Source organism: Methylobacterium sp. (assembly GCF_019750675.1).
Classification (GTDB): Bacteria; Pseudomonadota; Alphaproteobacteria; order Rhizobiales; family Beijerinckiaceae; genus Methylobacterium.
In genome coordinates, this window is record NZ_JAIEOF010000002.1 from 1 (window position 1) to 19,863 (window position 19,863).

A 19,863-nucleotide genomic window follows, 5' to 3' on the forward strand; every position below is an offset into this window, starting at 1 on the left:
TCGGAAGGTTTGGCTGGATCGGCGGTCCTGGCGAGATCCGCGGGTCGTTCGGGCGGAAGCGGCGTCGCGACCGGATCGGGCGCGGCCGGCGCCCCGAGTTCGGCCGGGCGTGCCGGCGGCACGGGCGGCGGCATCGGAATCGCGGTGGCGTCGGAGGGGATTACCTTCTCCTGCGCACGCGCCGCGATGACCGGACAGGCGAGCAGGGCCGGCGCTGTCAGGGCCACCAGAAAGAATCCGTGCAGGCGGGGCGGGCGCATCGCGTCTCGATCCTGGTGCGGCCCTCCGTTGCGGTGGGACGGCGCGTTCGGACCGGACGATCCAGGGGTTTGCGGCCCTCCGCAAGGGCAGGCCGAGCACGCCCGGCCGCAATCGACGGGGCGGGTCGAGTTTGCGCTTTCGCCGCGCGCGCTTACCTTGGCGCGGAGCATCAGACGAAGAGAACGTAAGGAATCCGGATGACCTCTGGTACGCCCGCCGACACGCGCGACACCGAAGCCTCGACGGCGGCGATGGGGCCTTTCGCCGAAACCGCGTGGGCGACGCCGCACGGCTTGCCGCCCTTCGAGCGGATCACCCCCGCCCATTATCTGCCGGCCTTCGAGGCGGCCCTGGCCAGCCACAGCGCGGAAATTGCCGCCATTGCGGGCGAGAGCGCACCGGCCACCTTCGCCAACACCGTCGAGGCGCTTGAACGCGCCGGGCAGGCCCTCGACCGGGTGGCATCGGTGTTCTTCAACCTCAGCGGCAGCCACACCAACGCGGAACTCCAGGCGGTGGAGCGCACCATCACCCCCCGGCTCGCCCGTCACGGCAGTGCGATCTACCTCAACGCCGATCTCTGGGCGCGCATCTCGGCCGTGGATGCCGAGGCCGAGGGGCTCGGGCCGGAGCAGGCCCGCGTGCTCGACCGCTACCGGACCCGCTTCCGGCGGTCCGGCGCCGACCTCGCGCCGGAGGCCAAGGCCCGCATGGCCGAGATTGCCGCCCGCATGGCCGAACTCGGCACCAGCTTCAGCCAGAACCTGCTCGCCGACGAAGGGGCCTTCGCGCTTCCCCTCGAGGCCGAGGACGATCTGGCCGGCCTTCCCCCCTTCCTGCGTTCGGCCGCGGCGGCGGCGGCGCAAGAGCGTGGCGGCGACCACGGCCACGTCATCACCCTCTCGCGCTCGCTGATCGAGCCGTTCCTGGTGTTCTCGACCCGGCGCGACCTGCGCGAGAAGGCGTACGAGGCCTGGATCCGGCGCGGCGAGAACGGCGGCGAGACGGACAATCGCGGCCTGATCGCCGAGATCGTCTCCCTGCGGGCCGAGCGCGCGCGCCTGCTCGGCTACGAGAGCTTCGCCCATTTCAAGCTTTCGGACACGATGGCGGGCTCGCCCGACCGGGCGATGGACCTCCTTCGCAACGTCTGGACCCCCGCCCATCACCGCGCGGCCGCCGAGCGCGACCGGCTCCAGGCCTTGATCCAGGCGGAAGGCCATAACTTCGCCCTCGCGCGGCACGACTGGCGCCACTACGCCGAGAAGCTGCGGCGGGCCGAACACGACCTCGATGCCAGCGAGATCAAGGCGTACCTGCCCCTCGACGGCGTCATCGCCGCGGCGTTCGACACGGCGACCCGACTCTTCGGCCTGCGCTTTGCGGAACTCAGCGACGTGCCGCGTTACCATCCGGACGTGCGCGCCTGGGCGGTTCACGACGCGGACGGCTCCGAGATCGGCCTGTTCCTCGGGGATTACTTCGCCCGCGCCTCGAAGCGCAGCGGTGCCTGGATGAGTGCGTTCCGCTCGCAGGAACGCCTGGCGGGGGACGTCAAACCCATCATCGTCAACGTGATGAACTTCGCCAAGGCCCCGGACGGTGAGGCGACGCTCCTGTCCTTCGACGATGCCCGTACGCTATTCCACGAGTTCGGCCACGCCCTGCACGGGCTCCTCTCGGACGTGACCTACCCGTTGCTGGCAGGCACCGCCGTGGCGGGCGACTTCGTCGAGCTTCCCTCGCAGCTCTACGAGCATTGGCTGGAACAGCCGGAGGTCCTGCGCGCGCATGCCAGGCATCACCGCACGGGCGAGCCCATGCCGGAGGATCTGCTCGCCCGGCTGCTCGCCGCCCGCACTTTCAACCAGGGCTTCGCGACGATCGAGTACACGTCCTCGGCCATCGTCGACATGACCCTCCACCTGTCGAGCGCGGGTGAGGAGGGCCTCGACGTCACCGCCTTCGAGACGGACGCCCTCCGGCGCATCGCCATGCCGACCGAGATCGCGATGCGCCACCGCACGCCGCATTTCGCGCACATCTTCTCGGGCGACGGCTACGCGGCGGGCTATTACAGCTATCTCTGGTCCGAAGTGCTCGACGCCGATGCGTTCGACGCCTTCCGGGAGGCCGGCGACATCTTCCATCCGGAAACGGCGGCACGCCTGCGCAAATACGTCTACGGGGCCGGCAACCTACGCGATCCCGGCGAGGCCTACACCGCCTTCCGGGGCCGGTTGCCGAGCATCGATCCGCTCCTGCGCCAACGTGGCCTTGCCGCCTGAGCGGCGAAACCGCCCGGTATGGTAACGGTTTCGTAAAGAAGCACGCTTAACCAATGCTTCCTGCGGATACAGGAAGCACCGGTCATGACGGATAAGATTCTCGCGTCGTCGGCGGAAACCTCGCCCGAGGTCCTGCTGAAGCAGGCGATCCTCGGCGCGCGCGCCTCGGCCGAGAAGGCCGACAAGCCGTCCGCGCCGGCTGGCCGCTCGCTTCCCTTCAAGGGGCATCCGGCCGCGATCTCCGCCGTGGCGATCGCGTTCGGCGCGATGCTGGGTGCGGGTGCGATGGGCTTAGCCGCGTCGGGCACGTCCGGGCAGTCCGAGACCGTCGGCCAGCTCCGCCTACAGTTGGACGCGATGCGAACGGAGTCCGAGCGCCAGGCCGAGCGCCTGACGAAGAGCCTCGCACAGCTTCAGGAAATCACGGACGCGGCCCGCTCCGAGGCCAAGACCCGCAGCGCGACGCTGAGCGAGCGCCTCGGCCGCGCCGAACAATCCCTGGCCGCCAAGATCGCCGCCACGGGCGATCGCCTGGAACAGGCCGAGAAGGACCAGACCGCGCGCCTGGCCAACCTCACCACACAGATCGAAAAGCGCGCCGCCGCGCCGACGCCGCCGGTCGCGGCACCCCAGGCCGCGAAGTCCACGCCGCCTGAGCCGACCGAAACCGGAAGCCTGGCGGACAAGCCGAAGGCCGCGCCGACCGAGAACTGGGCCGTGCGCGAAGTCTACGACGGCGTCGCTGTCCTGGAAGATCGCAAGCGTCGCCTCGTCGAGGTCGGCCACGGTGACACGGTACCGGGTCTGGGCCGGGTGGAGGCGATCGAGCGTCGCGGCAAAACGTGGGTTGTCGTCACCAAGCAGGGTCTCATCACGCCGCAGGCGTGGTGAGACCGCGCTGAGCGGTCCCTTAGAGAGACTGCGACTCGACCTGAGGCTCGGCGTTCCGCAAGGGGAAACGTGGCTCGATCGTCGACGGGTCGGCGATCAGGGCGCCGCGGGCCGCGCGAGCACGCCCATGCGTGAGGGCACGCGTGCGGGCTTCGGCGGACGGGTGCAGGAGGGCCGCGAGGAACGCCGCACCCTCAAACTCGGTGTCGAGGTTTTTTGCTTCGAAGACAGGCATGGCAGCCACCGGACCCAGGGTCCCGTCGGTCTCCCGGTGGGAGCCCAGACCCTGTCATTGGCAGAAAACGGGGATAACGGCAATAAGTTCCGAAGGCCCTCGAATATTTACCGTTAATTTACTTCTGCACTGCGCTGAAGGTTAGTGCGGTGCGGCAGCGCACGCGATTACAGTCTTCGCGCCAGTCGATGCCGCCGCCCTCCGCCGATGCCGGTCCATCGTTCCAGGTCCCATCCGGACACCGACCTCGCCGGGAAGACGAAGGAATCCAACGCGTTCAGGCGACATCCGCACGCAGTAGTTCGGTGTTGGCCGCGAAGGCCGCCATGGCCCCTTCCGCCGCCGCCACGACGGCGAACTGGACCCGCCGGGACGCATCACCCGCCACGAACAATCCCGGTACGTTGGTGGTCTCGTACGCGCCGGTCGGCACGATCCCCGTCTGGGTCAGGTCGCAGCCGAGCTGGGTGATGAGGCGGGACGGATCGCACGGCATCGGCATCAGGAAGACCGCGTGGCAGGGGCGGGTGCCGCCATCCACGAAGACGATGCGATTCGGCTGCTCTCCGTCGCCTTCCAGACGCCGAATCGCCGTTTCCACGATGGTGACGTTCATGCCCTCCAACTGCTCGCGATCGCGCGGCGAGAACGCGGTGGTCTTCGCGTCGGTGCAGAGGGTGACGTCGCGGCTCCAGACCGTGAGTTCGAGGGCCATCCCCTTGGCCGCCGCGCCGTAGGCATAGGCCACGAGGGGCCGGTCCCGGTTCTCGTAGCCGTCGCAATAGGGGCAGGAATGGACGCCGTGGCCCCAATAGGCCTCGAAGCCGTCGACGTCCGGAAGAGCCTGGTGCAAGCCCGTGGCGAGGATGAGCTTGCGCGCTTGCGCCTCCGTCCCATCCGACAGGGTCACGGTGAACCCGTCGTCCCGGCGCTGGGCCGACACCACCTCGACCTCGCGCCGCACGACGGTGTCGTAGCGCGCGAGGTCCGCCTCGGCTTTGGCCCGCAGGACGAGGGGCGGCGTTCCATCACGGGTGAAGACGCCCCAGGTGCGCGCGGTGACGGCGTTGCGCGGCGTACCGGCGTCGCAGAGGAGCACGTCGCGTCGGCATCGGCCCAGGATGAGAGCCGCGTTGAGGCCGGCCGGGCCGCCGCCGACGATGATGACGTCGTGCATGTCGTGTCGCTCCGGAACGGGTATGCCGCCCGTTCAACGAATCCCGACCCGATGATGTTCGAAGGGTATCGGTTCGGCCATGAAAAAGGGCGCTCGCGCGCCCCCCTCCGGCCCTGTCGTGCGGCCCGAAATCAGGCGGCGGTCGGCGCCTTCACCGGGATGCCCTTCTCGGACAGGAACTGGTGCAGCTCGCCCGACTGGAACATCTCGCGGGTGATGTCGCAGCCGCCGACGAACTCGCCCTTCACGTAGATCTGCGGAATGGTCGGCCAGTTGGAGAAGGCCTTGATGCCGTCGCGGATCGCCATGTCGTCGAGGACGTTCACGCCCTTGAACGGCACTTCGAGGTAGTTGAGAATCTGCACGACCTGGCCCGAGAAGCCGCACATCGGAAATTGCGGTGTGCCCTTCATGAACACGACCACGTCCTGGGACTTGATCTCGTTCTCGATCGCGGTGTTGACGTCGCTCATGGTGTCTCGGTCCTCTGATAATGTGATGCTGATCTAGTGATGGTCCGTGGGCATTTCCAAGGTCGCCGCGAGGCGTTCGAGCGCCCAGTCCATATCGAAGGCCTTGGACACGAGCTCGTCGGGCTTGAAGGGCATCGCCTCCGGGAGTCCATCGACGAGCCGATCGCCGAACAGCTTGAGCGACACATCGGCATTCGCCTTGGCCGTCACCCAAAGGTCTTGCCAATCGATCCGCTGTCGCATCGAGCGCTTGTAGTTCCGGCGTGCCGTCGCATGATAGGCGACAACTTCGACCCGCCACGAACGGGTCGATTGCGCGGCTGGTGCCGAAAAATACTTGAGCACGTGAACGAGAACGAGAAGGAGCGCGCTTTCGACGCCCTGGATTTGAGACCGACCCAGGCTCTCGATCTCCTCGGCGACGTTTTCCCAATCGAGGATATTCGACAGCTCGGGTCGACGCGCGAGTTCGCGCAAGCTCGAAGCCTGCTGCTCGGCCCAGGTCACGATGTCGTCGTCATAAAGGCTCGGCTGGTCCATGCAGTCCGCCTCCGGTCGGGAGACCTCAATCCTGCGGGACGCCCGTAGTCAGCGCAAGGGCGTGCAGCACGCCCCCCATCCGCCCCTGGAGCGCGCCGTAGACCATCTGGTGCTGCGCGACCCGGGTCTTGCCCTTGAAGGCCGCGGACAGGACCGTGGCGGCATAGTGGTCGCCGTCGCCCGCCAGATCCTTGATCTCGATCTGGGCGTCGGGCAGCGCCTCGCGGATCATCGCCTCGATCTCGCGCGCATCCATCGGCATCGGGTTGGCTCCTGACGATCGGGAAAAGGGGCTTCAGGCGGGAACGCCCGCCGGCTGACTCGCCATATAGGCCGGCAGCCAGCCCTCGTGGGCCTCGCGCAGCGCGGCCACCGATATGGTCTCGCCATGCGGCAGGGTCAAATGGTCGTTCCCCGTGATGCCGATCACGGTGGCCGGGATGCCCTGGGCGGCGGCACTGTAAAGTAGGTCCGGCGCGGTCTCGGGATCGACGGACAGCAGATAGCGAGCCTGGTCCTCGCCGAAGAGGTAGGCGTGGGTGGGCAGGCCCGGCGGAACCTCCGGCAGGGCGGCACCGATGCCACCGGCCATCGCCATCTCGGCGAGGGCCACGGCGAGGCCGCCGTCGGACAGATCGTGGACGGTGTCGACGAGGCCGGAGGTGATCAGGCCGCGCACGAAGTCGCCGTTGCGGCGCTCGACGGCGAGGTCGACGGGGGGCGGCGCGCCCTCCTCGCGCCCGGCGATGACCGAGAGGTAGACCGACTGGCCGAGCCAACCGGCCGTCTCGCCGATCAGCACGAGCATGTCGCCGGCGCGCTTCAGGTCGATCGTGGCGTGGCGTGTCACGTCTTCGAGGACGCCGACGCCGCCGATGGTCGGGGTCGGCAGGATGCCGACGCCGTTGGTCTCGTTGTAGAGCGAGACGTTGCCGGAGACGACGGGGAAGTCGAGGGCCTTGCAGGCCTCGCCGATGCCCTTGAGACAGCCGACGAGCTGGCCCATGACCTCGGGCTTCTCCGGGTTTCCGAAGTTCAGGTTGTCCGTGATCGCCAGCGGCTTGCCGCCCACCGCCGTGATGTTGCGCCAGGCCTCGGCCACGGCCTGCTTGCCGCCCTCGACCGGATCGGCCTCGCAGTAGCGCGGGGTGACGTCGGCGGTCATCGCGAGGCCGCGCGGGCCGTCCTCGACCCGGACGATGGCGGCGTCGCCGCCCGGCTTCTGCACGGTGTTGCCGCCGATGAAGTGGTCGTACTGCTCGTAGACCCAGCGCTTCGAGGACAGGTCGGGCGAGCCGACGAGGCGCTTCAGGGCCTCGGCGCTGCCTATGCTCTCGGGCACGTCGGCGGCGGCGAGCACAGGCTGGTGGGTGTTGGCGATGTGGGGCCGGTCGTAGAGGGGCGCCTCGTCGCCGAGTTCCTTGATCGGCAGATCGGCCATGACGACGCCGTCGTGCTTCACCACGAAGCGGAGCGTGTCGGTGGTGTGCCCGATGATCGCGAAATCGAGGCCCCACTTCACGAAGATCGCTTCGGCCTCGGCTTCCATACCGGGCTTGAGCACCATGAGCATGCGCTCCTGGCTCTCGGAGAGCATCATCTCGTAGGCGCTCATGCCGGTCTCGCGGGCCGGGACCTTCTCGATGTGAAGCTCGACGCCGAGATCGCCCTTGGCACCCATCTCGACGGCCGAGCAGGTCAGGCCCGCGGCCCCCATGTCCTGGATCGCGATCACGGCGCCCGAGGCCATCAGCTCGAGGCAGGCCTCCAGCAGCAGCTTCTCGGCGAAGGGGTCGCCGACCTGCACGGTCGGGCGCTTGGATTCGGAGGCGTCGTCGAACTCGGCCGACGCCATGGTGGCGCCATGGATGCCGTCGCGACCGGTCTTCGAGCCGAGATAGACGATCGGGTTACCCACGCCGGTGGCGGCCGCGTAGAAGATCGCGTCGGTGCGGGCGAGGCCCACCGCCATGGCGTTGACGAGAATGTTGCCGTCGTAGCGGCGGTGGAAGCCCATGGCGCCACCCACCGTCGGCACGCCGAAGGAATTGCCGTAGCCGCCGATGCCCGCGACGACGCCGGAGACGAGGTGGCGGGTGCGCGGATGGTCGGGTGATCCGAAGCGGAGCGCGTTCAGCGCCGCGATGGGGCGCGCCCCCATGGTGAAGACATCGCGAAGGATGCCGCCCACGCCGGTCGTCGCGCCCTGGTAGGGCTCGATGAAGCTCGGGTGGTTGTGGCTCTCCATCTTGAAGACGCAGGCAAGGCCGTCGCCGATATCGATGACGCCCGCGTTCTCGCCCGGCCCCTGAATGACCCAGGGCGCCGAGGTCGGCAGGCCGCGCAGGTGCTTGCGGGACGACTTGTAGGAGCAGTGCTCGTTCCACATCGCCGAGACGATGCCGAGTTCGGTCAGGGTCGGGTCGCGCCCGATCAGGCCACGGAAACGATCGTACTCGTCCGGCGTCAGACCGTGCTGGCGGACCAGTTCGGGGGTGATCGGAACATCGTTGCGGAACATGCGACCCCTCTCGGGCCGGGCCCGCATCCCGGGTCCGGCCGTGACGGCTCTAGAGCGGAACGGCGCGCCCTGGCAACCGCCGATCACGAATCGAATGGCCCATCCTTCTAAACCGCGACGTGATCGGCAGCCAGGCGCCCCTTCGGCTGCTCCCGCACGTCGCGCCAGCGGTCGATCAGACCGTGGATCGGCTCCGGGCCCGCCACGAAGACGATGTAGTCGAAAGCCTCCGGGTCGCGGCTCGACATGAGCAGCTGGAAGTGCATGCGGAACAGGTTCCACTTGCGCCGCGCGATGATCCGCTTCTCGATGAGATCGTCGATCTTGACGTGGATCTCCACCGGGCGATGGTTCGCGGGCGCCGGCAGATTCGAGGCACTGAGCGGGTTGCGCTGATGCACCGAGAGCCAGTCCCACTTCGCCCGGACGTCGAGCCAGCGGATCGCGTCGTTGGCCGCCACCCGGGCGAGGGCGTCCCGGGTTTCCCTCGCCAGGGGGTCGAGGGTGATCCAGGGGATCACGCTGCCGATGCTGACGAAGGAGACCGGCGTGCCCCGCGTGCCGAAATCGGGGTCGCGGGCGAGAACCCGGTCCAGGGCCTCGAGGCCGAGGAAGCTCGACGAGGAATGGCCGATCACCACGATCTCCGAGGCGCCCGCCTCGGCCGCCCGGATGATCTCCGCGAAGGCGTCGAGCCTGGCGCGCATGCGGGGCTCGACGCCGCTGGCGTGATCGTGGGTGAAGGCCGTGTCGTCCACGAGATGCGCCACGTAGAACGGCTTGCCCCGCGTCAGCCGCATCAGTAGGGCGAGGATCGCGTAGGTAAGGAGGGGTGCGGCGAACAGCGACCAGGGCCGGACGCCCTCCGGCAGCAGGGCAAGGACAGCGGCCGCGAGCGCGAGGCTTAAGGTCAGCAAGAGCCCGTAGATGACATGGACGCCGAAGATGACCCGCGCGAATCGGCGTGCCTCGCGCCGGAAGGGCGCGACGTACCCGCAGCGGACGAGGCGCCACCACAGGGCGGGCACCTCGCGGAGCCGCCGCAGGTTCGAACGCGGAAAGCGGGCCCGGACGATGTCGTCCCAGCGCAGCAGCGTGTAGCGGGTCGCGTGCCCGTCGAGGCTGACATCCCAGTCGAGGGCGAGATCGTCCGGCCTGCGAACGGGATCGGACACCGTGATGCTCAAGGCACGCCGGACCGCGGCCAGCCGGCTTTCCCGGCGAAACAAGCCCCAATAGGTCTCCGGCTCGCGCGGGTCGAAACCCGGCATGTAGAAGACCTGACGTTTGCGTGACGGATGCGCCTCTGGGGCCGGAGCGAGGGGGGATTGGGCGATGACGGGTCGTTCCGATTCGTGGGCTTACGGCCGGCGGCCGCGCCCGTCCCTACACGAAAGGCGCGCCGCGGGACGAGTGCGAAAGCGCATCAGGCGCAGCCCGACCGGGGCTCAACGGAGCGCGGGCGCATCCGCCAGGAATTCGGCGATGGCCGCCACGAAGCGCTCGCCATAGGCCTCGCGCTTGCGCTCGCCGACGCCGTGCACGGTGCGCAGCGCGTAGAGATCGACGGGTTTGGTGCGGGCCATCTCGATCAGCGTGCGGTCGGGGAATACCATGAAGGCGGCGATGCCCTCGGTACGCGCGATGGTGGCGCGCAGGCCGCGCAGGTGCTGGAACAGCGCCTCGGTGGCTGGATCGAGGTCGAGGCTCGCGTCGTCGCGGGACGCACCGCGCTTGCGGTCGCGGGGCTCGGCCACCTTCGGCTCGGGGTCGGGGCGCATCTGGATGGCCTCGCGGCCGAACAGGATCGCCTCGCCCTTGTCGGTGAGCGAGAGGCCGCCGAATCCGTCGCCGTTCTCGGTCACGGCGCCGGCGGCGAAGAGCTGGCGCAGCATCGCGCGCCAGGCGGCGACGGGCTTGTCGGCGCCGACCCCGAAGGTCTTCAGCGCCGTGTGGCCGTTGCGCCGGATGGTGTCGGATTCCTTGCCGTGGACAACGTCGCAGACATAGGCCGCGCCGAAGCGCTGGCCGGTACGCACGATGGCCGAGAGCAGCTTCTGGGCCGGCACCGTGGCGTCGATGAGCGAGACGCCGGAGCGGCAGAGGTCGCAGCGCCCGCACGGCTCGCTCGCTTCGCCGAAATAGCCGAGCAGGGACTGGCGCCGGCAGGTGGCGCCCTCGCACAGCGCGATCATCGCCTCGAGCTTGCGCCGCTCGACGCGGCGGCGCTCGTCCGGCACCTCCTTCTCGTCGATCTGGCGGCGGCGCAGCGCCATGTCGTCGAGGCCGTAGATGGTCAGCGTGTCGGCCGGCAGGCCGTCGCGGCCGGCGCGGCCGATCTCCTGGTAATAGCCCTCGACGTTGGAAGGCATGTCGGCGTGGCAGACGAAGCGCACGTCGGGCTTGTTGATGCCCATGCCGAACGCGACGGTGGCGGTCATCACCACGCCGTCCTCCTGCAGGAAAGTATCCTGGTTTCTCATGCGCGTGCCCTGGTCGAGGCCGGCGTGATAGGGCAGGGCGTTGAAGCCGTCCTTGGCCAGCATCTCGGCGAGTTGCTCGGTGCGCTTGCGGGACGAGCAGTAGATGATCCCACTCTCGGAGCGGCGCGGGCGCAGGAAGCGCTCGATCTGGCGGGTCGGGTTGTCCTTCGGCGCGAAGGTCAGGCGGATGTTCGGCCGGTCGAACGAATGCACGAAGGCCTTGAGTTCGCGGCCGGCCGGAAACAGGCGCTCGGTGATGTCGGCCCGGGTCGCCTTGTCGGCGGTGGCGGTGAGGGCGACCGTCTGGACGTTGCCGAGTGCCTCGCGGGCCCGGGCGAGGTCCCGGTATTCGGGACGGAAATCGTGCCCCCATTGCGAGACGCAATGCGCCTCGTCCACGGCGAGCCGCCGGACGCCCGCACCGCGCAGGGCGTCCATCAGGCCCTCCATCATCAGCCGTTCGGGCGAGACGAAGAGCAGGCGAAGGTCGCCGGACCGGATCTGGCGCCAGGTCTCCCGGGCCGTCGCCTCGGCGACCGACGAGTTCAGGGTCGCGGCGGCGACACCGAAGCCGAGCATCTGCTGCACCTGATCGTGCATCAGGGCGATGAGCGGCGAGACCACGACGGTCAGCGAGGATTCCACCAGTGCCGGCAGCTGGTAGGTCATCGACTTGCCGGAGCCCGTGGGCATCACCGCGAAGACGTCCGTGCCGTCGAGGACGGCGCCGATCACCTCGTCCTGGCCGGGCCGGAAATCGTCGTAGCCGAAGGTGGTCTTCAACGCGGCGCGAGCCTCGTCGAGGCGGCTTGTCATGGGCATCCTGGCCTGATGGCGAGCGGGCGGGCGACTGGCGGCCCCGGTGTGCAGGCAATACGCGCGACGCGTCGACACAAGCGAAGAGCCGGCGGCGGGGATCCGCATAATGCCTCTGGACATCCGAAGCGAGGAGGTCAATCGCCTCGCCGAGACGTCGGCGGCCCTGGCCGGGTTCGCCATACTCGCCATCGAGGAGGCAGACGCTGCCCTGTCCGTGCGCCTCGATGGCGTCGAACGGCCAGCGGCATCGGCGCTGGCGATCTGCGCCCTCACTTGCGCAGATCTGCCGCGAGACGCGTCGCTCGGTCGACGCAGCAGCCGTTCAGGCCGGCGCGATCCGCCCATCCACGACCTTGACCATATCGGCCCGCCCTTCGAGGTCGCCGAACAGTGCCGGGTCGGCCCCCGTCATCCAGACCTGACCCTGCAGGGCTTCGAGGGCATCGAAGAGGCCCGCGCGCCGGCGCGGATCGAGATGGGCTGCGACCTCGTCGAGGAGGATCACGGGCGCCAAGCCGCTCATGGCCTGGACCAGGCGGGCATGGGCGAGGACGAGGCCGATGAGGAGCGCCTTCTGCTCGCCGGTGGAGGCGGTGGCGGCCGGCACGTCCTTGGGGCCGTGGCGGACCACGAGGTCGCTGGTCTGGGGGCCGTTGAGCGTCCGCCCGGCCGCACGGTCGCGGGCGCGGCCTTGGCGCAGGGCCATGCGGAACCGGTCCTCCGCCTCCAGCGCCGGCCAGACCGCCACGAGGTCGTCGAGGTCGCCCTCCAGGCGCAGGCCGGCCCAGGGGAAGGGCTGGGAATCGTCGCGGCCTTCGGCGATGAGACGGTCGAGGCGCTCGGTCGTCTCGCGCCGGGCCAGCGCCACCGCGACCCCGAGTTCGGCGACTTCGCGCTCGATCGCGTCGAGCCACTGGCCGTCGTTCGGCCTCTCGTCCAGCAGGCGGTTGCGCGACCGGAGCGCCCGCTCCATCGCGTTGACCCGGGCTCCGTGCGTCGCGTCGACCGCGAGCACGAGGCGGTCGAGGAAGCGGCGGCGGTCGCCGGCCGGCCCCCGGAACAGGCCGTCGAGGTCCGGGGTGAGCCAGACCACGCGCAGAAATTCCGAGAAGGCCACGGGTGAGGGCGCGGTGGCGCCGTCGATTCGGCACAGGCGGGCGGCGCGTCCGTCGAGCCCGGGCGGCTCGTAGCCCGTCCCGATCCGGTGCTCCGCCTCGTCGCTCGCCAGCGTCATCGAGACCGCGAAGCCGCCGGGGCCGCCGGCACGCGGCATGGCGGCGAGATCCGCCCGGCGCAGGCCGCGTCCCGGCGAGAACAGCGAGATCGCCTCGAGGAGGTTGGTCTTGCCGGCCCCGTTCTCGCCCACCAAGGCGACGAAGCGGCGGTCGACCGCGAGGTCGAGGTCGGCGTGGTTCCGGAAATCGCGGCAGATCAGACGGGTGAGGCGCACCCGCCTGCCCTTAGCCGATCGGCCCGGGCCTGTCTCGCACCGCGACGCCCCCGCGCGACGGTCACACCCGCATGGGCATGAGCACGTAGAGCGCGGCCGCGCCCTCGCGGTCCTGGATCAGCGTCGGAGAACCGGGATCGGCGAGCTTGAACAGGGCGGTGTCGCCCTCGAGCTGGCTCGTGATGTCGAGGAGGTAGCGGGCGTTGAAACCGATATCGAGGGCCGGCGCGTCGTAGTCGACGTCGAGTTCCTCGGTGGCGCTGCCGGAATCCGGATTGTTCACCGAGAGCGCGAGACGGCCCTCCTGGACGGCGAGCTTCACCGCGCGCCCGCGCTCCGACGAGATGGTCGAGACGCGGTCCACGGCCTTGGCGAAGACATCGCGCTCGACGGTGAGCCGCTTGTCGTTGCCCGATGGGATCACGCGCTGGTAGTCGGGGAAGGTGCCGTCGATCAGCTTCGAGATCAGGACCACGCCGCTGGCGAACTTGAAGCGGATCTTGGCCGGCGACAGGTCGATCTCGACGCTCTCGCCCCCGTCGTCCACGAGCTTGATGATCTCGGCCACCGCCTTGCGGGGCACGATGATACCCGGCATCTCGCGGCTGCCCTCGGGGGCGTCGATCTCGACCCGGGCGAGGCGGTGTCCGTCCGTCGCCACGGCCCGCATGCGCAGCGCGCCCTCGGACTCGATCGTGTGCAGGTAGATCCCGTTGAGGTAATAGCGCGTCTCTTCCGTCGAGATCGCGAACTGCGTCTTCTCGATCAGGCGCTTGAGGTCTGAGGCCGCGATGACGAAGCGGGTCGGCAACTCGCCGGCCGCGAGGTCGGGGAAGTCGCCCTCGGGCAGCGCGCCCAGGGAGAAGCGCGAGCGCCCGGATCGGATCGTCATCTGGCCGGTCTCGCCGCTGGTCTCCAGGGAGACCTGCGCGCCGTCCGGCAGCTTGCGCACGATGTCGTAGATCACATGCGCGGGCACCGTGGTGGCGCCCGCGTCCACGACATCGGCGGGGATCGTTTCCGTCACCTCGATGTCGAGGTCGGTGGCGCGTAGCTCCAGGCCGTCGGCGCCGCCGCGCAGCAGCACGTTGGACAGGATCGGAATCGTGTTGCGGCGCTCCACCACCCGGTGCACGTGGCCGAGCGACCGAAGGAGGGCCGCACGCTCGACAGTGACTCTCATGGTCTGAACTCGTGGTCTCTCGTCGGCGCTGCCGGAACGAGCGCGGCGTCCGCGCTCAACCCCTCGCGTGCGCCCTGGCACCGTGGCCGCTGAACTTGGCGAAGCCACCGGGCGAACGCAAGTGCGAGAGGCCTGCTATCCCGCGGATGATTCGGGGCATCGCGGGCCACCGCGACGCCCCCGCGGGCCTCAATCCTGGAGCATGCGCTTGAGGAGCTCGACCTCGTCGTTGAGTACGTTGTCCTCGCCGATCAGCTTGTCGATCTTGCGCACCGCGTGCAGCACCGTGGTGTGATCGCGCCCGCCGAAGCGGCGCCCGATCTCGGGCAGGGAGCGCAGGGTGAGCACCTTGGAGAGGTACATCGCGATCTGACGCGGCTTGACCACGGCGGCGGTGCGCCGCTCGGACAGGATGTCGGAGCGCGAGACGTTGTAGCGCGAAGCCACCAGCTTCTGGATGTCCTCGATCTTGATGCGCTTGGGCTCGCGGTTCTTCACGAGGTCGCGGATCGCGGTCTCGGCGGTCTCCATCGTCACGGCGGTCCCCGTGAGGGTGGCGTGCGCCAGCAGCCTGTTCACGGCGCCTTCGAGGTCGCGCCCGTTGGCGGTGATCGCCCGGGCCACGTAGGTGGCGACTGTGGGGGAGACCTCGAAGTTCGGGTGCGAGACCTGCACGGCGGCCAGGCGCGCCGACAGGATGGAGGCGCGCAGCTGCTCGTCGAGGCTGCCGATCTCGACCACGAGGCCGCCGGCGAGGCGCGAGCGCACACGCTCCTCCAGGGCTTCGAGCTCGGTGGGCGGACGGTCCGAGGCGACGACGACCTGGCGGCCGGCATCGATCAAGGCGTTTATGGTGTGTCCGAACTCGGCCTGGATCGACTTGCCCTGGATGAACTGCACGTCGTCGAGGATGAGCAGGTCGATGGCCCGCAGACGTTCCTTGAAGGCCAGGGCATTCTGGGTCTTCAGGGCATTGACGAAGCCGTACATGAAGCGGTCGGCGGTGAGGTAGATCACCCGGCGTCCGGCTTCGCGGGCCGCGTGTCCGATGCCGTGGAGGAGGTGGGTCTTTCCGAGGCCGACGCCGGCATGGAAATAGAGCGGATTGTAGAGCGCGCCCTCTCCGTCGTGCCGGGCGACACGCTCGGCGGCGGCATGCGCCAGGGCGTTGGAGCGGCCCACGACGAAGCTCGCGAAGGTCAGGCGGTTGTCGAGGGGGGCACCGTTGAGGTCGCCGCCCGCCTCGGAGCGCGTGCCAGTGCTGGTCTCGCCCTGGGATGCGGGATGCGATTCGGTCTGGGACGACATCACGTTGCCGGCGGCCTGGAGCCGGGCCAGCGGGCTCGCCGCGCTGCTGCCGGTCTTGGCGGGGCCAGCCGCCGGACGGGCCGTGCCTGCCGCGGAAGGGCCGCGCACCGACACGTCGAGGCGAGACACGGACTCGACCTCGCTGCGGAAGGTCGTGAGCACGCGGTCGAGGTAGTGCGACTCGATCCAGCTCTTCAGGAATCGGGTCGGAACCGTGAGGCGCGCCGTCCCGTCCACGACCTCGACCAGTTCGAGCCGGGCGAACCAGCTCGCGAACACATCCTCACCCAGTTCCGCCCGCAGGCGACGCTTCACCCGAGCCCAGGCAGCCACCGTATCGGGGCCACTCACGCCGCTCATGCCCGTCTCGGCGTTGCCGGACACGCTACCGTCGACATGCATCATCGCTCTCCTCGTACCGAGAGCGGAGGGCCGCCACCGGAACGTACACACACTTGACTGAAGTCGCGCCTCGCGAAGAACCCGCGAGACTCAGATCACCGATCCAGAGTCAATGGCCCTGGAAGGGCTTTTGTCGATGAAACGAGCCTATCAACAATAAGCTACGGTTCTCCTAACAACGGGACTAACGGGGACAGCACAAAAAGCGACAATTTCGGCGCGGGTTTCGCGGGTCGAGTCGAGCGCGGGCCGTCACCTGTGCACGATTCGACTGCGACTCGAGGACGTCTTGGATTTGTCGGTTCATCGACAGATATCGTTAAGCTACAGGCGCACCGGACGCGCGGCAACCGAACTGATTGTCGGTAGCGTTAACGATTGATCTCGGACAGCGTCGCGCTCAGGGCAGGGTCGTCGGAGCGCCAAGCGGCGTCGAGCTGAGGCCTGCGAACGTTCGCGCCCCGCTCCCCTCACGGCATGACGCCGGGGACCATCGGGGCAGCACCTCGCGGCGACGGACGGGGACAAGACGGAAAACAGAAAAGCCCGGCATCGCTGCCGGGCTTCTTCAGAACATCGCGGAAAGAGGGATCAGGCGGCGAGCGCCTTCACCCGCGCGGCGAGGCGCGAGACCTTCCGGGAGGCGTTGTTCTTGTGGACGATGCCGTGCTGGGCGGCCCGCATGATCTCGGGCTCGGCGGCGCGGAGGGCGGTCAGCGCGTTGGACTGATCACCGGTGGCGATGGCTTCCTCGACCTTGCGGACGAAGGTGCGCATGCGGCTGCGACGCGAGCGGTTGACCGCGGTGCGCTTCGCAATCTTGCGGGTCATTTTCTTGGCCGACACGGTGTTGGCCATGGGGCATCCTCGTCACGTTTGAGGCGATCGCGACGAGCCCGCGGGCTTGAGTGTCGGTGGATCGCGTGCAGGTTGTTCGGGCAATGGCGAAGCCGACGATCGCGGTGAGCGCGCCCGTCGGCGATGTGCGCTCTATAGACACGCGTTGCCGATCCGTCAACGGAACGTCATCCTGCCGTCGCCCGACCGGAGGTGAGCCCGCCGGCCGGACGCCGACACCCCGAGACACGAGGACATCGCATGCCGAGCGAGGCGGATCAGGAACGGATCGCGCGCTATCGCCCCCTCTCGGGGATGGAGACGCCGCGGTTCTCGGGCCTTGCCAGCTTCATGCGCCTGCCGGTCATGGAACCCAGGGAGGCGCCCGGGCGAATCGATATCGGACTCGTCGGTATCCCGTTCGACGGCGCCACCACCAACCGGCCCGGCGCTCGCCTCGGTCCGCGCGGCGTGCGCGAGGCCTCCACCGGCACGCGGGCTCGCAACGCCGCCACCGGCATCGCCCCCTACGATCTGGCCGCCTGCGCCGATCTCGGTGACGTTCCGGTCAATCCCGTCGACGTCGCGGCCACCGCCAGGGCGATCGAGGCGTTCCACCGGCCCCTGGCCGAGGCCGGCATCGTGCCGCTCTCGGTCGGGGGCGACCATTTCGTCACCTATCCGGTGCTGCGCGCCATCGGGTGCACGCGGCCCCTCGGCCTGATCCACATCGACGCCCACAGCGACACCGACGACGGGCAGTACGACGGCACGCGCCTGACCCATGGCACCCCGTTCCGCCGCGCCATCGAGGACGGCGTGCTCGATCCGCGCCGCATGGTGCAGATCGGTCTGCGCGGAAGTACCGATTCGGCGGACGAGCTGGATTGGGCGCTGGGGCAGGGCGTACGGGTCGTGCCGATGGAGGCGGTCATCGACCGCGGCCTGCCGTCGGTCCTCGCCGAGGCACGCACCGTCGTCGGCGACGGGCCGGCCTACCTGAGCTTCGACGTCGATGCCCTCGATCCCGCCTACGCGCCCGGCACCGGCACGCCGGAGATGGGCGGCTTCACCGCCCGCGAGGCGCTGCAGATTGTCCGCGCCCTGCGTGGGCTCGATCTCGTCGGCGCGGATGTCGTCGAAGTCGCCCCGCCCCTCGATCCCTCCGGCGTGACGGCTCTGGTTGGCGCGACGCTCGCCTTCGAAATCCTCTGCCTCCTGGCCGAAGCCGTGGCCGCCCGGCGCGATTGACGGGGAGGGCCCAGGCGGAAACCCTGCGCGGACCTGATTCGCGGAGAACCGACCTTGGACGCCGACCTGACCCTCTACCATTCGCCCCAGACGCGTTCGTCCGGCGTACGGATCCTGCTCGAGGAACTCGGTGCGCCGCACCACCTCGAAGTCCTCGACCTGCGCTCGGGACAGGGACGCGAACCCGGCTATCTCCGGGTGAATCCGTTGGGCAAGGTTCCGGCGCTGCGCCATGGCGATACGCTGATCACCGAGCAGGCGGCGATCTACCTCTACCTCGCCGACCTGTTTCCGGAGCGCGGCCTCGCCCCGCCGATCGGCGATCCGCTGCGTGGGACTTACCTGCGCTGGATGGTGTTCTACGGATCGAGCTTCGAGCCCGCGGTGGTCGATCGGGCGTTGCAGCGAGAGCCCGGCCCTCAGGCGATGTCGCCCTACGGGACCTTCGACGCGGTGCTGAACACCCTGGTGGATGCGCTGACGCCGGGCCCCTACCTCCTCGGCGAGCGGCACTCGGCGGCCGACGTACTCTGGGGGGCCGCCCTGAGCTGGACCACGAGCTTCAAGCTCGTGCCCGAGGAGCCCGCGATCATGGCCTACCTCGCCCGCGTCAACGCGCGACCCGCTGTCCGCAGGATCATGGCCGCCGAAGCCGCCCTCGCGACGGAACTGGAAGCGGCACGGGCCTGACCGCGCGGCCGCGCCGGGAGCGCGGCCCGGGTCGGCCGGTCACCCAGGCGGCAGCGGCGTTCCGGTGCTCCGGACCGCCACGTCGGAGGCTGCGGCGGTCGGGGCGTAGGCGGCGATCAGGTGGACGCCGATCACCGGCCCGAAGACCAGGGTCATCATCACGGCCATGATCAGGGCGACATTGGCGTCGCCCGAAGCCGCCTTGCGGGCTTTCGGGCGCCGCGCCTTGACGCGCACGAGCTTGGAGCCGTCCGCGCGACGGAAGCTCAGGGTCCGAACGGGCGCCACGGCACCGCGCAGGCGTGGAAGGGCATTCGAGAAGGTCATCGGCTCACCTCGTTCGACCGGGCCATCGGGGGCCGGTCGCGGGCGAGCCGGATCAAGCGATCAGGCGCGGGTCTCGCGGAGGGCCATCGGCGGCGCGGTCCATCGACTACTGTCGCTGGGCATTAGGGTCGGGAGTTCCTGTGGAGCCGCGCGGGCGAGCGAATGTGCTGCACGTGCGAACGACGCCGAAATGATGCGGCGGGAGGCGTTAGTCAAGCCTTAACGCGCGAGTCCGCGATCGGCTCCGCCGGCTTTCCGTGAGGCTGTGGATCAGCGCCCGAGCAGGTCGGCGAAGTGCCGGATCAGGCGGCGTCCGACCTCGTCCTTGTCGAGGGTGGGCCAGGTCTCGACGGTGCCGTCGCGGCCGACGAGATGGACGGTGTTGGCACTACCGCCCATCACCCCGCCGGCGGGCGACACGTCGTTGGCCACGATGATGTCGCAGCCCTTGCGGGCGATCTTGGCGTGGGCATTGTCCAGGACCGCGTCGGTCTCGGCCGCGAAGCCGATCACGAGGCGGGGGCGCCCGGCGGACCGCCCCGCGATGGTGGCGAGAATGTCGGGGTTCTCCACCAGTGCGAGGGGCGCGGGCGCGGCGCCGTCCTTCTTGATCTTCGAGTCGCGGGTCTCGGCCGGGCGCCAGTCGCCCACCGCTGCGGCGAAGATCGCGAGGTCGGCCGGGAGCGCGGCCTCGACCGCCGCCAGCATCTCGCGGGCGGTCTCGACC

At 69.4% G+C, this 19,863-nt stretch carries 18 protein-coding genes and 1 pseudogene; 4 read left to right on the forward strand and 15 right to left on the reverse strand.

Annotated features, from left to right (window positions below):
* Window positions 1-260 (reverse strand): annotated as a pseudogene (locus K2X24_RS00020) (hypothetical protein); the annotation flags it as partial.
* Window positions 261-512: 252 nt separating this feature from the next.
* Between K2X24_RS00020 and K2X24_RS00025 the strand changes: the two are divergent.
* Window positions 513-2,549: a M3 family metallopeptidase gene (locus K2X24_RS00025; protein ID WP_292493525.1), complete on the forward strand. Its 2,037-nt coding sequence runs from the start codon at window positions 513-515 to the stop codon at window positions 2,547-2,549.
* 84 nt (window positions 2,550-2,633) lie between these two features.
* Window positions 2,634-3,440: a hypothetical protein gene (locus K2X24_RS00030; RefSeq protein WP_292493489.1), complete on the forward strand. Its 807-nt coding sequence runs from the start codon at window positions 2,634-2,636 to the stop codon at window positions 3,438-3,440.
* A gap of 19 nt (window positions 3,441-3,459) precedes the next feature.
* On the opposite strand, the gene K2X24_RS00035 is transcribed toward K2X24_RS00030, so the two are convergent.
* The 12 genes from K2X24_RS00035 to rpsT all read right to left on the reverse strand — a co-directional run bounded on the left by K2X24_RS00035 (window position 3,460) and on the right by rpsT (window position 16,889).
* Window positions 3,460-3,675 (reverse strand): hypothetical protein, encoded by a 216-nt coding sequence (locus K2X24_RS00035; RefSeq protein WP_292493491.1) that lies wholly within the window; start codon window positions 3,673-3,675, stop codon window positions 3,460-3,462.
* 277 nt (window positions 3,676-3,952) lie between these two features.
* On the reverse strand, window positions 3,953-4,852 hold the full coding sequence (locus K2X24_RS00040) for an NAD(P)/FAD-dependent oxidoreductase (RefSeq protein ID WP_292493493.1): 900 nt from the start codon (window positions 4,850-4,852) through the stop codon (window positions 3,953-3,955).
* 131 nt (window positions 4,853-4,983) lie between these two features.
* On the reverse strand, window positions 4,984-5,325 hold the full coding sequence (grxD, locus tag K2X24_RS00045; RefSeq protein WP_055951908.1) for a Grx4 family monothiol glutaredoxin: 342 nt from the start codon (window positions 5,323-5,325) through the stop codon (window positions 4,984-4,986).
* 33 nt (window positions 5,326-5,358) lie between these two features.
* Window positions 5,359-5,865, reverse strand: coding sequence for a DUF29 family protein (locus tag K2X24_RS00050; protein ID WP_292493500.1), 507 nt, complete (start codon window positions 5,863-5,865; stop codon window positions 5,359-5,361).
* A gap of 25 nt (window positions 5,866-5,890) precedes the next feature.
* On the reverse strand, window positions 5,891-6,127 hold the full coding sequence (locus K2X24_RS00055; protein WP_292493503.1) for a BolA family protein: 237 nt from the start codon (window positions 6,125-6,127) through the stop codon (window positions 5,891-5,893).
* Between the two features lie 33 nt (window positions 6,128-6,160).
* A complete protein-coding gene (purL, locus tag K2X24_RS00060; protein ID WP_292493505.1) occupies window positions 6,161-8,386 on the reverse strand; it encodes a phosphoribosylformylglycinamidine synthase subunit PurL in 2,226 nt (741 codons plus the stop codon).
* 107 nt (window positions 8,387-8,493) lie between these two features.
* Window positions 8,494-9,657: a hydrolase gene (locus tag K2X24_RS00065; RefSeq protein ID WP_292493507.1), complete on the reverse strand. Its 1,164-nt coding sequence runs from the start codon at window positions 9,655-9,657 to the stop codon at window positions 8,494-8,496.
* Between the two features lie 177 nt (window positions 9,658-9,834).
* Window positions 9,835-11,685: a DNA helicase RecQ gene (gene recQ, locus K2X24_RS00070; protein ID WP_292493508.1), complete on the reverse strand. Its 1,851-nt coding sequence runs from the start codon at window positions 11,683-11,685 to the stop codon at window positions 9,835-9,837.
* Window positions 11,686-12,010: 325 nt separating this feature from the next.
* Window positions 12,011-13,138: a DNA replication/repair protein RecF gene (recF, locus tag K2X24_RS00075; protein WP_292493510.1), complete on the reverse strand. Its 1,128-nt coding sequence runs from the start codon at window positions 13,136-13,138 to the stop codon at window positions 12,011-12,013.
* 61 nt (window positions 13,139-13,199) lie between these two features.
* A complete protein-coding gene (gene dnaN / locus K2X24_RS00080) occupies window positions 13,200-14,321 on the reverse strand; it encodes a DNA polymerase III subunit beta (protein WP_292493512.1) in 1,122 nt (373 codons plus the stop codon).
* A 189-nt stretch (window positions 14,322-14,510) separates the two neighbouring features.
* Window positions 14,511-16,031 (reverse strand): chromosomal replication initiator protein DnaA, encoded by a 1,521-nt coding sequence (gene dnaA, locus K2X24_RS00085; RefSeq protein ID WP_292493526.1) that lies wholly within the window; start codon window positions 16,029-16,031, stop codon window positions 14,511-14,513.
* A 591-nt stretch (window positions 16,032-16,622) separates the two neighbouring features.
* Complete coding sequence (gene rpsT, locus K2X24_RS00090) at window positions 16,623-16,889, reverse strand: 30S ribosomal protein S20 (protein ID WP_056190238.1); 267 nt, start codon at window positions 16,887-16,889, stop codon at window positions 16,623-16,625.
* A gap of 240 nt (window positions 16,890-17,129) precedes the next feature.
* On the opposite strand from rpsT, the gene speB reads away from it, so the two are divergent.
* On the forward strand, window positions 17,130-18,119 hold the full coding sequence (speB, locus tag K2X24_RS00095) for an agmatinase (RefSeq protein ID WP_292493518.1): 990 nt from the start codon (window positions 17,130-17,132) through the stop codon (window positions 18,117-18,119).
* Between the two features lie 54 nt (window positions 18,120-18,173).
* Entirely contained in the window at window positions 18,174-18,809 is a 636-nt protein-coding gene (locus K2X24_RS00100) for a glutathione S-transferase family protein (protein ID WP_292493520.1), read from the forward strand.
* A 39-nt stretch (window positions 18,810-18,848) separates the two neighbouring features.
* Here K2X24_RS00100 and K2X24_RS00105 read toward each other — a convergent pair whose 3' ends face one another.
* Together K2X24_RS00105 and K2X24_RS00110 are read right to left on the reverse strand one after the other, a co-directional pair.
* A complete protein-coding gene (locus K2X24_RS00105) occupies window positions 18,849-19,136 on the reverse strand; it encodes a hypothetical protein (RefSeq protein ID WP_238275950.1) in 288 nt (95 codons plus the stop codon).
* A gap of 270 nt (window positions 19,137-19,406) precedes the next feature.
* Window positions 19,407-19,863 (reverse strand): phosphopantothenoylcysteine decarboxylase (locus tag K2X24_RS00110; protein WP_292493523.1); only part of this gene is annotated, 457 nt, incomplete at its 5' end.